Annotated in this window: 14 protein-coding genes and 1 tRNA gene; 8 read left to right on the top strand and 7 right to left on the bottom strand. The window is 55.6% G+C overall.

Features of this window, described 5'->3' with window-relative positions:
• Positions 1-114 precede the first annotated feature (114 nt).
• Positions 115-471, top strand: a complete 357-nt coding sequence (locus WBY09_RS04860) for a hypothetical protein (RefSeq protein ID WP_008889413.1) — start codon at positions 115-117, stop codon at positions 469-471.
• Positions 472-639: 168 nt separating this feature from the next.
• Positions 640-1,035: a helix-turn-helix domain-containing protein gene (locus WBY09_RS04855; protein WP_062956477.1), complete on the top strand. Its 396-nt coding sequence runs from the start codon at positions 640-642 to the stop codon at positions 1,033-1,035.
• Positions 1,036-1,184: 149 nt separating this feature from the next.
• Here the strand turns inward: WBY09_RS04855 and proB are convergent, their stop codons facing one another.
• The 4 genes from proB to rplU form a co-directional block, all read right to left on the bottom strand.
• On the bottom strand, positions 1,185-2,309 hold the full coding sequence (gene proB / locus WBY09_RS04850) for a glutamate 5-kinase (protein WP_064779763.1): 1,125 nt from the start codon (positions 2,307-2,309) through the stop codon (positions 1,185-1,187).
• Entirely contained in the window at positions 2,306-3,343 is a 1,038-nt protein-coding gene (obgE, locus tag WBY09_RS04845) for a GTPase ObgE (protein ID WP_286792937.1), read from the bottom strand. Before obgE ends, proB begins: the two co-directional genes overlap by 4 nt.
• A gap of 167 nt (positions 3,344-3,510) precedes the next feature.
• Positions 3,511-3,771 (bottom strand): 50S ribosomal protein L27, encoded by a 261-nt coding sequence (gene rpmA, locus WBY09_RS04840; protein WP_008889409.1) that lies wholly within the window; start codon positions 3,769-3,771, stop codon positions 3,511-3,513.
• 35 nt (positions 3,772-3,806) lie between these two features.
• Positions 3,807-4,118, bottom strand: a complete 312-nt coding sequence (gene rplU, locus WBY09_RS04835; RefSeq protein WP_008889408.1) for a 50S ribosomal protein L21 — start codon at positions 4,116-4,118, stop codon at positions 3,807-3,809.
• A gap of 316 nt (positions 4,119-4,434) precedes the next feature.
• Here rplU and WBY09_RS04830 point away from each other — a divergent pair.
• Positions 4,435-4,524 (top strand) — tRNA-Ser (locus tag WBY09_RS04830).
• Positions 4,525-4,536: 12 nt separating this feature from the next.
• On the opposite strand, the gene WBY09_RS04825 is transcribed toward WBY09_RS04830, so the two are convergent.
• Positions 4,537-5,277, bottom strand: coding sequence for a glycosyltransferase domain-containing protein (locus tag WBY09_RS04825; protein WP_197145898.1), 741 nt, complete (start codon positions 5,275-5,277; stop codon positions 4,537-4,539).
• 144 nt (positions 5,278-5,421) lie between these two features.
• Here WBY09_RS04825 and asnB point away from each other — a divergent pair, with 144 nt between their 5' ends.
• Positions 5,422-7,374, top strand: coding sequence for an asparagine synthase (glutamine-hydrolyzing) (gene asnB, locus WBY09_RS04820; RefSeq protein ID WP_336232122.1), 1,953 nt, complete (start codon positions 5,422-5,424; stop codon positions 7,372-7,374).
• 34 nt (positions 7,375-7,408) lie between these two features.
• On the opposite strand, the gene mntR is transcribed toward asnB, so the two are convergent.
• A complete protein-coding gene (gene mntR / locus WBY09_RS04815; RefSeq protein WP_197145900.1) occupies positions 7,409-7,834 on the bottom strand; it encodes a manganese-binding transcriptional regulator MntR in 426 nt (141 codons plus the stop codon).
• A gap of 141 nt (positions 7,835-7,975) precedes the next feature.
• On the opposite strand from mntR, the gene WBY09_RS04810 reads away from it, so the two are divergent.
• Genes WBY09_RS04810 through WBY09_RS04795 form a run of 4 tightly spaced genes read left to right on the top strand, consistent with a single transcriptional unit; the run spans position 7,976 to position 11,988 of the window.
• On the top strand, positions 7,976-8,950 hold the full coding sequence (locus WBY09_RS04810) for a metal ABC transporter solute-binding protein, Zn/Mn family (RefSeq protein WP_197145908.1): 975 nt from the start codon (positions 7,976-7,978) through the stop codon (positions 8,948-8,950).
• A 55-nt stretch (positions 8,951-9,005) separates the two neighbouring features.
• Positions 9,006-9,806, top strand: a complete 801-nt coding sequence (locus tag WBY09_RS04805) for a metal ABC transporter ATP-binding protein (RefSeq protein WP_252723977.1) — start codon at positions 9,006-9,008, stop codon at positions 9,804-9,806.
• 5 nt (positions 9,807-9,811) lie between these two features.
• Complete coding sequence (locus WBY09_RS04800) at positions 9,812-11,041, top strand: metal ABC transporter permease (RefSeq protein WP_197145910.1); 1,230 nt, start codon at positions 9,812-9,814, stop codon at positions 11,039-11,041.
• On the top strand, positions 11,038-11,988 hold the full coding sequence (locus WBY09_RS04795; RefSeq protein WP_197145912.1) for a metal ABC transporter permease: 951 nt from the start codon (positions 11,038-11,040) through the stop codon (positions 11,986-11,988). Before WBY09_RS04800 ends, WBY09_RS04795 begins: the two co-directional genes overlap by 4 nt.
• Positions 11,989-12,040: 52 nt before the next feature.
• Here WBY09_RS04795 and WBY09_RS04790 read toward each other — a convergent pair whose 3' ends face one another.
• Positions 12,041-13,108, bottom strand: a complete 1,068-nt coding sequence (locus WBY09_RS04790) for a siderophore-interacting protein (RefSeq protein WP_286792936.1) — start codon at positions 13,106-13,108, stop codon at positions 12,041-12,043.
• Between the last annotated feature and the right edge of the window lie 118 nt (positions 13,109-13,226).

The raw sequence follows: 13,226 nt of genomic DNA, 5'->3' as shown, positions 1-13,226 counted from the left end.
CCCGGCACCGCCGAAAGGCGGCAATTTTTGCCGGGTGAATGCCATGACCGCGCACCAAAACCCACGGAGTCCCGAAATACACAGGCAACAATGACCCAATAAACCGAAAAACACATGACCGCGATTACACCGATTTCCATGCTCCCGGCCCGCAGGACCGAAACTGCGAGCAGTGGAACCGATGGTCCTGCCGGGATCGGGATCGAGCAACTGACGCAATTTTCACCTGTGGAAAAAATTGCGCAGGGTGGTGGCGCGTGGCTGCAACCCCATGATCTTGTGGGCAGTGCAGCATTCTGGACCCAGCTTCTGGGTCAGATCCTACCTCAGGAAAACCTTTTGCAACCGCCGGTCATTCAGTCTGCGCATGCCAGCTATGCGCTTCATCACAAACCAGACAGCGTAGAAACGAACGTCTTTTTTTCGCCTTCTGCACTAGACAAAGACAGCTCGATTGACCTATATAGCTAGCTTCTGGCGGAAAGCTGTAATGATTATCTGACCAATGTTCAGGTACAGGTCATCAAAATCGCAGTGCCTGAAAGGTGCCGCGATGGGTGTGACATATCGGGAAAAACAACGAACCCGACAGCATCCGAAGTGGGGAATAATAACTGGCGGTTGATAACGGATTATAAAATGACTGAGAATGCTCAAAACGAAGAACCGAAACGCGCAAACCGCGCCACAGACACTGACCGTTATGTTGGTCAGCGCATCCGCGAACGTCGCATCATGCTGGGCCTTTCCCAGCAGCAAATGGCGGATCTGATTGGCGTTACCTATCAGCAGGCTCACAAATACGAGCGCGGCATTAACCGCATCTCTGCTGGTCGCCTTTATGAGATCTCCCAGGTCCTAGGCGTTCCGGTAAGCTATTTCTATGAAGGCCTGGAAGGCAATCAGGAAACCGAGCTCAATGCGCGTCAGCGTATGTGCCTGGAACTTGCGCGTAACTTCGCAAGCATCAAGCACGAGAAGCATCAGGAAGCACTGAGCCAGATGGCTCGCGCTCTTGCCGATCAGGCTGCTTAAGTCCGCATATCCGGACCATAGTGCCACCGCAAAAAAGGCTGTCCTCTGTATTCCGGAGGCCAGCCTTTTTTATGCTCGGTTCGCAGATGCAAAAAAAAAGGGACGCGAACGTCCCCTTTGGGTCTGCTGGAATTTTGCAGGGTTTGCGCCTAGCCCTCGACCAGCACCAGATCATCGGAATGAATGATGGCGTTGCCGCGCGTAAAGCCAAGGGTGGCTTCGATGTCGGCCGATGCATGGCCCATCAGAAGCCGGGTTTCTTCCGCACCATAGGATGTGATGCCGCGCGCAATCTGTGCCCCATCAGGCCCGAGCACCCGCACAGCATCCCCATGCTTGAACCGGCCATCGACGCCGGTTATTCCCGCCGCCAGAAGGTTCTTGCCCGCCGCCAGGGCCTTGGCCGCCCCGGCATCGACAATGATGGCCCCTGACGCCTTAAGCGAGGTCGCAATCCAGTGACGACGTGCCGCCAGCGGACTTTCACTCGGCAGGAAGACGGTATTGGGGGCGCCTTCAAGCTGGGCTTTGAGCGGATGATAGATGGTGCCGCGCGCGATGATCATGCGACACCCGGCCTTCATGGCGATTTCAGCGGCCTGAAGTTTGGTCACCATGCCGCCGGAGCTGTACATGGTCGGCGCAACACCGGCCATATTGAAAATCTCGGGCGTCAGTTCGCGGACTTCGGGGATCAGTTCGGCATCCGGGTTCTTGCGCGGATCGGCGGTATAAAGACCATCGATGTCAGAAAGCAGAACCAGCGTATCGGCCGAAATCATGTGCGCGACCTTGGCACCCAGACGATCATTATCGCCAAAGCGGATTTCCTCGGTCGCAACGGTATCGTTTTCATTGATCAGCGGAATGGCACCATGGCCAAGCAGGGCATTGAGCGTCCCGCGGGCATTCAGGTAGCGACGACGGCCTTCCATATCCTCAAGCGTGACCAGCACCTGTGCCATGGTCAGGCCATTGCGACCAAGCGCCTCTTGCCAGACCTGTGACAGGCTGATTTGGCCGGTGGCGGCGGCGGCCTGCTTGTCGGCCAGACTGATCGTGCGGTGATCAAGGCCGAGCAAACGACGGCCTAGGGCGATCGCACCGCTGGAGACCACAATCACCTCGACCCCGCGTTCGCGCAGAAGGGCGATATCATCAGCCAATGCTTCAAGCCAGGCACGACGCAGCTTGCCGGTATTTTCATCAACCAGCAGGGCCGAGCCCACCTTGATGATCAGGCGCTTTGCATCCGCCAGGGCATTGCTTGTCACGGCTGGAAGCCCTCGTCTTCGCGGCCTTCCCTCGCACGGCGTTCACGTTCGCCTTCGATATAGGCGCGGATTTCGCGATGGATTTCCTTGAGCCCCTGCTGGGTCACGCCGGACACGACATAGACCTTTTTGCCGATACCCTTTTCAAGGATCTGGCGCTGCTCCTCGACCATTTCGGGCAGGAGCTGATCAGCCTTGGACAGGACAACGATTTCGGGCTTTTCGACCAGTTCTTCGGCGTAGCCTTCAAGTTCTTCACGCACCGTCTTATAGGTCGCGACCGGATCTTCTTCGGCGCAATCGATCAGGTGGACCAGAACTTCGCAGCGTTCGATATGGCCAAGGAAACGGGTACCGATGCCCTTGCCTTCGGATGCGCCTTCGATCAGGCCGGGAATGTCGGCCAGAACAAATTCGTGATCATCGACATTCACAACCCCCAGCTGCGGATGCAGGGTGGTGAAGGGATAATCGGCAATTTTCGGACGCGCATGCGAGGATGCGGCAAGGAAGGTCGATTTGCCGGCATTCGGCAGACCAACAAGGCCGGCATCGGCAATCAGCTTCAGGCGCAGCCACACCCACATTTCCTCTGCCGGCCAGCCTTCTTCGGCACGACGCGGTGCCTGGTTGGTGGAGGATTTGAAATGCGTGTTGCCACGGCCGCCATCGCCACCCCGGCAGAGCAGATAGGTCTGACCCGGTTCGATCATATCGACAATCAGGGTTTCGCGATCTTCGGCAAGAACCTGTGTTCCGACCGGGACCTTAATCGTGATGGATTTGCCGGACCGGCCAGTACGCTGCCGGCCCATGCCATGCATGCCGACTTCAGCCTTGAAGTGCTGCTGATAACGGAAATCGATCAGGGTGTTGAGGTTCTCGACCGCCTCGAGGATGATGTCGCCACCGCGACCGCCATCGCCGCCGTCCGGCCCGCCATACTCGATATATTTTTCACGGCGGAAGCTGACCGAACCGGCACCGCCGCGGCCACTGCGCACATAAATCTTGGCTTCATCGAGAAACTTCATAACCGGTCCTTCGGGCGCACCCGTTTATCACTTTATATTGGCTCCCCGGTGCGCGAGGGACGCGCAGCGACGGGGTCCGAAATTCTATATCACATAAAACAAGGGAGGAATGATTGCTCATTCCTCCCTCGAAAATCTTGCTACGTATCGCGCAGCCGACGGGAGGCTTACGCCTCGGCCGGAACGACGGTTACGTAGGTACGACCCTTGAAGCCCGACTTGAACTGGACAGAACCGTTCACAGTCGCAAACAGGGTGTGGTCTTTGGCGAGGCCAACATTGTCACCGGCATGGAACTTGGTGCCACGCTGACGAACGAGAATGTTGCCTGCAACAACTGCCTGACCACCGAATTTTTTAACGCCGAGACGGCGACCTTCGGAGTCACGACCGTTGCGCGAACTACCACCAGCTTTCTTATGAGCCATGAAACTCTCCTAAAACTGCATCTCAACCTGATAAATCAGGCTTTGATGTCCTTGATGCGCAGAACAGTCAGGTTCTGGCGATGACCATTTTTACGACGGTAGTTATGCCGGCGCTTTTTCTTGAAAACGATCACCTTGTCGCCCTTGGCCTGCTCGAGAACTTCTGCGGTAACAGAAGCACCTTTGACCAACGGAGCACCAACCTTCGGCGCACCGTCGCCAGCAACCATGAGAACTTCTTCAAGTTTCACGGTGTCACCGGCCTGGGCAGCGATCTTTTCGACTTTGATAACGTCGTTGGCAGCAACTTTATACTGTTTGCCGCCAGTTTTGATGATTGCGTACATCTAAAAGTTCCTGAAAAACATTCTGGAAACACAAACGCGCAGCTCGGTGCCGCTGCTAACAGATACCGAACCGCTGCGAAGAACGGGTGAATTACCGCTTTTGCCCCAAAGAGTCAACCACAGAGTGACCTTTTACGCCGCCCGGGATCGCATGCCAAAGCCGCAGATTTGAGCGAGCTTGCCAGACTTGCAAACCGGTTCAAACATCGCGCCCCAAAAGCCCAGGCAAAAGAGTTCGGTGAAATTTGAGATTTCCCTCTTGCAATCTGGCGCTCATCCCGGTAAACACCGCCTCGAACGCCAAGACCACACATGCGGAGAGGTGCCGGAGTGGTCGAACGGGGCGGTCTCGAAAACCGTTGTACTAGCAATAGTACCGTGGGTTCGAATCCCACCCTCTCCGCCAAACTCTGCATTTCTATTTCTCAAAGCTTAGATACCTCGGTTGTCGCATGCGCTGAAATCGCTTGCGCATTGATTTACCGATACGCGTCCAAAATGATCGGTGGTGCGACCGGGTGCGAAAGTACTGTCGCTTCATACTTTGTGGAAACGCAGAGGGAGAAAACCCTTTGCACCAGCAAACATACGGCAGTGAGAGCTGATCACGTTTGCTTTCCTTTCCAAGCTCATCGAACCAAAGATCACCTAGCTCCATGACCTTAGCCTCATTGTGCCGACGTAATATCAGGTTGTTTTCGTAGAGTGGCGCAGGATCAGAGAGCCCCTCAGCACGGTACTTTTCCTCCTGCCTTTCGAAAACATCTGGTGCATCATATCCCATACGAGAACATTCGCTGAATTCGTCATAGAGGTTACTTCGGAAAGGATGCTCGGAAACGGCAAAGCTCGGCCACCCCAAAGCTTCAAGAAGTTCACTCGGGTCTCGTTCAAATCTTGCATTTCCATCTATATAAACCGAATAGTCATAGTCTGGAAAAAAGAGGTGTGGCTTTAGCTTTGGCAAACGGGAGTACCGCGTCAGGTCAAGGCCTGGATTATCGAAGAGACGAACTTGCCACCGAGAGCGACGCAGGAGCCGTTTCCAGAGAGATGGCTTCTTGTCAGTCAGCAGCACAAAGTCCCAGCCAGGGAAGGGTGGCAAGGAACGAACGTCGTCATAACCACCGACAATCACGGTGTAAATCACCTTGCGCATGGATACCTTTCTGACTATTAGCCAAGGGTAGAGCCCGCCATCTGGCCGGGCACGAACGGCAAGTGTTATAGCCCGCCGAATTCGGCGGCACAAGCGGGCCGAACCAACAAAAACCTGACCGAAGGCTTGGGATAGCGGGAAACTATGTGTGGTTTTGCAGGCCTATATAAGGCCAACACAGCGATGGATCAGAGCCAGCTTGTAGGGCAGTTGCACGCTGCCGGACAGACGATCATACATCGCGGACCAGACGACAAAGGTTTCTGGACTGATGCTGATGGTCATATCGGATTGGCTTTTCGACGACTTGCCATTCAGGATCTTAGCGAAGCTGGGCGCCAACCAATGCAGTCCGGTTGCGGGCGTTATGTAATCGCCTTCAATGGTGAAATCTACAACCATATGGACCTGAGGCGCATCCTCGAAACTGAAAACCCAGCACATCATGATTGGCGCGGGCACTCTGACACCGAAACGCTTGTCGCAGCTATTGCTCATTGGGGATTAGACAAAACACTATCAATACTTGATGGCATGTTCGCATTTGCCCTTTGGGACAAAAAGCAGAAGTCACTCACGCTTGCGCGCGATCCTTTTGGCGAGAAGCCGTTATATTACGCTGCGTTTGATGGTGCGGTCGCGTTCGCGTCGGAAATCAAGGCACTGCCATCACTCGGTGTACCGAATGGGGAGATCGATGACGGCGCGCTCGCAAGCTTCCTGCGTCACCGATATATCCCCGCGCCAAGGACAATCTGGAAGCACGTCCGCAAACTCCGGGCTGGAGAATTTGTTCGCTGGTCAGTTGAAACCGGAAATGAACCCGTTCACCACCAGTACTGGGATGGTGAACACGAAGCTCTTACTGCTTACGAAAACCCTTTCCAAGGCTCACGAGCAGACGCCAAAGCTCAATTATCCGAGATGCTCGGAACACTCACCAAAAGGCGTTTGATTGCTGATACACCGCTTGGATGCTTTCTTTCGGGCGGGATCGATTCATCCCTGATAACCGCATTGGCTTCGAAGGCTTCACAAGGCCGAGTGGGAAGCTACACAATACGATTTGATGATCCGCGCTACAATGAAGCAGATCATGCCCGAAAGGTTGCTGATCATCTGGGAACCGACCATCACGAGGTTCGTGGATCTGCGGAGGAAGCGGCAAAAATGGTTCCACAACTTGCACAGGTCTGGGACGAACCATTCGCTGATCCATCACAAATTCCGACCCTGCTACTTTGCCGAAAGACACGAGAGCATGTGACAGTCGCCCTGTCCGGCGACGGTGGCGATGAATTTTCCTTTGGCTATGGCCGTTACGCGATTGTTAAGTCAGGCTGGGACACCCGAAAGGGTTCCAGGCGAGGTTCACGGAAGAGCTTCTTCCCTTGGAGGCAGATAGACAACGCATTGGGTCTGCTGCGCGGCAAACCAAGCGTCAAAGCCCGGCGAAGCTACACAAAAATGCTACGCGACAGCGCAGAAACACTGTCGGTCTATAATCATCATCACAGCAGTTTCTGGCGCCATGGAGTTCCGATCAACCCTGCGTATCTTAATGACACTATGGTGATTGACGACATCTGGCCGCTATCGCCAGAAGCAGTTTTGACTTTGCCCATTGCTAACAGCCTTATGGTCGCCGATAGCCTTTGCTACCTGCCCGAAGACCTGATGGTAAAGGTCGATCGTGCATCAATGAGCACCTCGCTTGAGACACGCACCCCGTTCCTAAACCGTGATCTTGCGAAACTCTGCTGGTCATTACCGCAATCGTGGAACGAAGGCCAAGATGGTCGATTGAAGGCTCTGCTGCGCGACATCCTTTATGACCATGTACCCGCCGAACTAGTTGATCGCCCGAAACAAGGTTTTGATCCACCAATTAGAGATTGGTTGCGTGACAACTTGAGGTCTTGGGCCACAGAGCAGATTGAAGAGATGCCTGAAGCACTTCAAAGTCGGCTCAACATGCCTGAAATCGAGAAATGCTTCGAAGACCATCAGCGAGGCGCAAACCTTGAAGGCGAGCTTTGGCCAATCCTGATGTTATCAGCTTGGGGACAAAAAAACCTAACCATGTTTGAGGCTTAACTGGAGGAGCAACAAAAATTCACGATTAGCTTATTTACTTCAATCGAGAGTCAAACACCCGCAAAGTCTCCTCACTCACATGATGCTCGATACCTTCGGCATCGAACTCAGCGACCTTGGGATCGACCCCAATAGAGACGAGGAAGTTATAGACGATCTGGTGGCGTTCGCGACACTTTTTGGCGAGGGTTTCGCCTTTTTCTGTCAGGAAGATCGAGCGGTAGGGGCGTGAGGTGACATAGCCGTCCCGCTCCAGACGTTTGATGGTGTTATTCACCGTGGCCGCCGTTACGCCGAAGCGCTCGGCAAGGGCGACAGAGCGTGCCTCGCCTTCTTCGGCGATCAGATCGCCGATCATTTCCACGTAGTCTTCGGTCACTTCGCGGGCATGCGCGTCGCGCAGGCGCGCAAAAACTTCGGCCTTGTTATGACGCGGGTTAAGCTGGGTGTCTTCGCCCATTGAATTCTCCAATCCAGACTCCTGAAACCTTCATAACAAGTAAGTTGGCAAATAGCAATTTAGCCTTGACTAACTTTAAAAGTCCGCACATAAATAGGGGACATTTACCAGAGTAATTCCAATTAGCTTTCGGATGCCCTGATGCCGTTTTTCCCCTTTGCCCAACCTTTTGCTCGTTACCTTGCCGCACTTGCCATTGCGCTGTTTGTTGCCGCGGGTGTTGCCAATGCGAAGCCGCTGAATGTCGTTGCGACCACATCGATGATTGCCGATGCCGCGCGTCAGGTCGCAGGCGATCGGGCGGAGGTCACAGCACTCATGGGCCCGGGTGTGGATCCGCATTCCTATCGTCAGACGCGAAGCGATATTGCCGCGCTGGCGCGTGCCGATCTTGTTTTGTGGCATGGCCTTTATCTGGAGGCACAGCTTGAAGAGTTCTTCCTTGATCTTGGCAAACGGCGCAACGTGGTTGCGGTTGGCGAAGCCGTGGCACGCGAAAAGCTTCTGAGCCATGCGGACTATGAAGGCCGGTTTGATCCGCATGTCTGGATGGATCCGAAGCTCTGGGAAACCGTCGTTTACGCGGTGCGTGACGCCCTGATTGCGACCGATCCCGATGGTGAGGCCACCTATAATGCCAATGCCGATGCCCATGTGGCCGAGATCGAAAAACTGGTCGACTACATGACATCCGTCACCGCCACCGTGCCAAAGCAAAGCCGCGTGCTGTTGACCGCCCATGATGCGTTTAGCTATTTCGGACGTGGCTATGATTTCGATGTGCTGGGCATTCAGGGCATCTCAACAGAGTCTGAAGCCGGCCTTCGTCGGGTAGAGGAACTGGTCGACACCATTGTCGAGCGCAAGATATCAGCCGTCTTTGTCGAAAGCTCCGTCCCGGAACGCAATGTGCGTGCCCTGATCGAAGGGGCTTCTGCCCGTGGTCAGGACGTTACCATTGGTGGTACGCTTTATTCCGATGCGATGGGTGATCCGGGCACATATGAAGGCACCTATATCGGCATGATTGATCACAATGCGACATTGATCACCCGTGCCCTTGGCGGCGATGCCCCCGAAGACGGTTTTCAGGGTAAGCTTGCGGCCGGATCATAACCGCTTCACATATTAATCCGGATGGCATGACGCAAAACGACGCAGGATACACACCATGAGCAGCGCCAAACTGGTTGCAGAATCAGGCAAGATACTGGACGTCGCATCCAAGGACGCACCGCTGACCGTGCGCGGCCTTACGGTATCTTATGGCAATAAGCCGGCTGTGTTTTCCGTTGATGCATCGATCCCGGCGGGCTCCATGACCGCGATCATCGGCCCGAATGGTGCCGGCAAGTCGACCTTCCTCAAAGGTGCACTTGGTGTGGTGCCGTGTCTTTCAGGCGAAGTGCGCATTTTCGGCAAGCTGTTTGAAGATGCCCGTGACCGTGTGGCCTATGTACCGCAGCGCGCCAGTGTCGATTGGGATTTTCCAGCACGCGTCATCGACGTTGTCCTGATGGGACTTTATGGATCGGTCGGGCTGTTTCGCCTGTGGCGGGCGCGCCATCGGGAACAGGCGATGGAGTGCCTGAAACGGGTTGGCATGGCCGATTTTGCAGATCGCCAGATCGGGCAGCTTTCCGGCGGACAGCAGCAGCGCGTTTTCCTGGCGCGCGCCTTGGCGCAGAATGCCGAGTTCTATTTGCTTGATGAGCCATTTGCCGGGGTCGATGCCGCGACTGAGCGCGCAATTGTTTCAGTACTGAAGGAACTTAAATCCGAAGGCCGCACAGTGGTTTGCGTGCATCATGATCTTTCGACCGTGGCCGAATATTTTGACCGGGTTCTGCTGATCAATGTCCGGCGCATTGCCGAAGGTCCGGTCGAGACGACGTTCACCGCCGAGAACCTTCAGGAAACCTATGGCGGGCGACTTGCCGCCACCCACATCGATGAATTGCATCTGGCGTAACGCACATGGGATTTGGTGATTATTTCATAAGCGCCCTTTTCCTGCAGGCTGGTTACAACAGCGCGCTTGTTGCCATTGGTGCGGGTTTGCTTGGCCTTTCGGCTGGCAGTGCCGGTGCGTTTATTTTCCTGCGCAAGCGGGCCTTGGTTTCCGATGCAATCAGCCACGCCACCCTGCCCGGTGTCGGGCTTGCTTTTATCATCATGGTGGCGTTTGGCAGTGACGGGCGCTGGTTACCTGGGCTTATTCTGGGATCGGCGATTTCATCGGCCATCGGGCTTTTGATGGTCGAATGGATCACCCGCAAAACACGCCTGACCGAAGATGCCGCCATCGGTGCCGTGCTGTCGGTATTTTTCGGCTTTGGCATCGTTCTGTTGACCGTGATCCAGACCATGTCATCAGGCCGTCAGGCCGGGCTTGAAAACTTCCTGCTGGGTTCCACCGCCGGGATGCTGATTTCAGAGGCCACCACCATCGCCGTTGCCGGGGCCATGGCGGCAGGCTTTGTTTTCCTGCTTCGGCGTCCGATGACGCTGGTGGCATTTGATCCGGAATATGCCGCGACCACTGGGGTTAATGTCCGCAATATCGACTTGGCCATGATGGGGCTTGCCCTGATTGTTACGGTGATCGGGCTTAAGATCGTCGGCCTTATCCTGATTGTCGCGCTTTTGATTATTCCGCCGGTGGCGGCGCGCTTTTGGACCAATCAGGTCGGCAAGATGATCGGGATTGCCGCCGTCATTGGCGGTCTTTCGGGTTATGTCGGGGCGGTATTATCGGCCGCGCACGCAGCGCTTCCGACCGGACCGATCATTGTTCTGGTGGCCTTCGGGTTCTTTATGATCTCTGCTCTGTTTTCGCCGTTACGTGGCGGACTGGCATCGGCGTTGCGGCATCAGCGGTTTCAGCGCCGGGTGCATCGCCGGCAAGGCTTGCTGTCGCTCGCACGCCGAGAACCAATTTATGACGGGCTGACCATTCGTATCCTGCGCCGTGCCGGGATGATCCGCGCAGACGGCGTTGCCACCGCACGCGGTCGGATTGCCGCAGAAAAAGCTGCCCATGACGAGGCCCGCTGGGCGATGGCGCGCCGGATGCTGCCCGATGATTCCGCCATTGAACGCTATGACGGGCTGACCCCGATTGAACGGATGATGACGCCAGACCAGATCGCCGAGATTGATCGCATGATCCAGAACGCGCAAGCCAGCCAGGGAGCAAAGGCATGATCGATGATCTGATCACAGCCCTTGGCGCGGAGTTTGTGCAGCTGAGCCTTACACCGATTGTGATTGGCACGCTGGCCGCCATTGCCTGTGCGCTTCCGGGTAATTTCCTTTTGCTCCGCCGTCAGGCCCTGATTGGTGATGCGATCAGTCACGTTGTCCTGCCCGGTATTGTGGCGGCCTTTCTGGTGACCGGCACCATCACCGCCGTTCCGATGATGCTGGGCGCAGGGGCGGCTGCAATCATTGCCGTGGTGATGATCGAAATCGTCAAGCGCCTTGGACGGGTTGAACCGGGGGCGGCGATGGGACTGGTTTTCACCACGCTCTTTGCCGCTGGTGTTTTGTTCCTCGAAATTACCGATACCAGTTCTGTGCACATCGATGTGCAGCACGCGTTGCTCGGCAATCTCGAAAGCCTGATCTGGTTTGATGCCGAAGGCTGGGGATCGCTTTTGGATCCGGCTGCCCTTGCGACCCTGCCACCGCAATTACCGCGTTTGGCGGTTGTTCTGGTTGGGATTGTCCTGTTTATTTTCCTGTTCTGGAAAGAACTGAAAATCTCGACCTTCGATGCCGCCTTTGCAGGGGCGATTGGTATTCGCACCCGGCTCCTTGGCTTTGCGCTGGTGGTGGCAACGGCGGTTGCCGCCGTCGCGGCCTTTGATGCGGTCGGGTCAATTATCGTGATTGCGATGTTTGTCTGCCCGCCAGCGAGTGCGCGCCTGATGACCAATCAGTTGGCCCGCCAAGTCGGCTGGTCGGTCGTATTTGCCACCATCTCGGCCATTCTGGGTTATGTTTTGGCGGGGTATGGTCCGGGTTGGTTCGGATCGCCTTATGCGGTCAGTGCCGCGGGCATGATCGCGACGGTGTCAGGTGTGATTCTTATACTGACATGCCTGTTTGGCCCGCAACGCAAACGCGTTGGCCAGCAGGCTGAAGCCTGACAGTTTCCGAACACGCAGTTGCCTTCAACAGGTATTCGCGGTGAGCCGGGATTTAACGCCCGGCCTTGCGCCAGAATGTCATTGCAACACAGCGATCACGATCAAGGCCACAATCCTTGCGCCAATAAGTGTGGATCGGCTTGTAATCAGCCTGTTCGACCCCGGCCCAGCAATAGACGCGATCATGCGCATCAGGAATTTCCACGGATCGAACAGCATCCTGAATCAGGCTGCGGTCGACAGGGTGTTGATCATCGCGAAACAGCCATTGAACCTGTATCTGACTGTTGGTGGGCACCGCGATAACGTCTGATCCGTTTGCGACTTCAATAATCGCGTGACCGGTTACATGGCCCGGCATTTCGGCCAAATAACGCCCAATCGCCGGCAAGGCCGTTTCATCGCCGGCCAACAGAACCCAGTCGGCCTCGGGCAATGCGGATCCCAACGGGCCGGTCATTGCCACGACATCCCCGGGGCTGGCATGCATGGCAAAGGCCGATCCAGGGCCATTATCGCCATGCATGACAAAGTCGACATCGATCCAGCCGGCCTTGGCATCGATTGCGCGGATCGTGTAGACGCGTTGTTCGATGGTGTTTTCACCACTTGGCCAGACGGGCATACCGTTATCGGCAAGGGTCGGCCATTGCGGGTTTTGCTGCCCACGTGGCGGGATCAGAAGCCGGACATGGATGCTGCCCGTGTCATAGGCATCAAGATCGCAGGCATGAAGGCGCAAGCGTCGCATATGCGGTGAAAGGTCGGTGATCTTGCCCACTGTCAGCTCGCAGAAATTAGGCAGTTTGCCGTTGCTTTTGCCCGCCCCCGTCCAGCGGCAGTCAAGATCAGCATCGGGTGCAGCCCCCTGCAGGATCGAAATAATCGCCGACTTCATCTGGATGACATCGACCTCGGTCTTTGCACCGACTTCGACCTCAAGAGCGGTTTCCGTGCTGCTGAGCTGAATATGGCCGATGGAAACCGATATCCGCGTTTGTTCCCCATCCCCTGTCACATCGCAATCATGTTCGCGATAGAACGCGGCGGCCTGTTTGATCAGGGTGGCACTGTCTGGAAGTGCGATACGCGTTTTGGCCGTCAGAAGCGATGTGGACATGGGGCTCTCGGATAAAGGGGGCGCGGACAAGATGTGTTTGTCTGTAATAATAACAATGATAGGCATTCTCAATAAAAATTATCATTGATTTTAGCGGTGCGTGATAGATGTTTGGCAC

This window comes from Thalassospira sp. CH_XMU1458, from assembly GCF_037027205.1.
GTDB classification, from domain to species: domain Bacteria; phylum Pseudomonadota; class Alphaproteobacteria; order Rhodospirillales; family Thalassospiraceae; genus Thalassospira; species Thalassospira tepidiphila.
Note: the sequence above shows the minus strand (reverse complement) of the source record. Positions and strands in the feature narration are given on the sequence as shown.

Bases quoted from the DNA above. Each gene is read 5' to 3' on its own strand.
- WBY09_RS04860 (WP_008889413.1), top strand. From the start codon at position 115: ATGACCGCGATTACACCGATTTCCATGCTCCCGGCCCGCAGGACCGAA.
- WBY09_RS04855 (WP_062956477.1), top strand. From the start codon at position 640: ATGACTGAGAATGCTCAAAACGAAGAACCGAAACGCGCAAACCGCGCC.
- obgE (WP_286792937.1), bottom strand. From the start codon at position 3,343: ATGAAGTTTCTCGATGAAGCCAAGATTTATGTGCGCAGTGGCCGCGGC.
- rpmA (WP_008889409.1), bottom strand. From the start codon at position 3,771: ATGGCTCATAAGAAAGCTGGTGGTAGTTCGCGCAACGGTCGTGACTCC.
- rplU (WP_008889408.1), bottom strand. From the start codon at position 4,118: ATGTACGCAATCATCAAAACTGGCGGCAAACAGTATAAAGTTGCTGCC.
- WBY09_RS04825 (WP_197145898.1), bottom strand. From the start codon at position 5,277: ATGCGCAAGGTGATTTACACCGTGATTGTCGGTGGTTATGACGACGTT.
- asnB (WP_336232122.1), top strand. From the start codon at position 5,422: ATGTGTGGTTTTGCAGGCCTATATAAGGCCAACACAGCGATGGATCAG.
- mntR (WP_197145900.1), bottom strand. From the start codon at position 7,834: ATGGGCGAAGACACCCAGCTTAACCCGCGTCATAACAAGGCCGAAGTT.
- WBY09_RS04810 (WP_197145908.1), top strand. From the start codon at position 7,976: ATGCCGTTTTTCCCCTTTGCCCAACCTTTTGCTCGTTACCTTGCCGCA.
- WBY09_RS04805 (WP_252723977.1), top strand. From the start codon at position 9,006: ATGAGCAGCGCCAAACTGGTTGCAGAATCAGGCAAGATACTGGACGTC.
- WBY09_RS04800 (WP_197145910.1), top strand. From the start codon at position 9,812: ATGGGATTTGGTGATTATTTCATAAGCGCCCTTTTCCTGCAGGCTGGT.
- WBY09_RS04795 (WP_197145912.1), top strand. From the start codon at position 11,038: ATGATCGATGATCTGATCACAGCCCTTGGCGCGGAGTTTGTGCAGCTG.
- WBY09_RS04790 (WP_286792936.1), bottom strand. From the start codon at position 13,108: ATGTCCACATCGCTTCTGACGGCCAAAACGCGTATCGCACTTCCAGAC.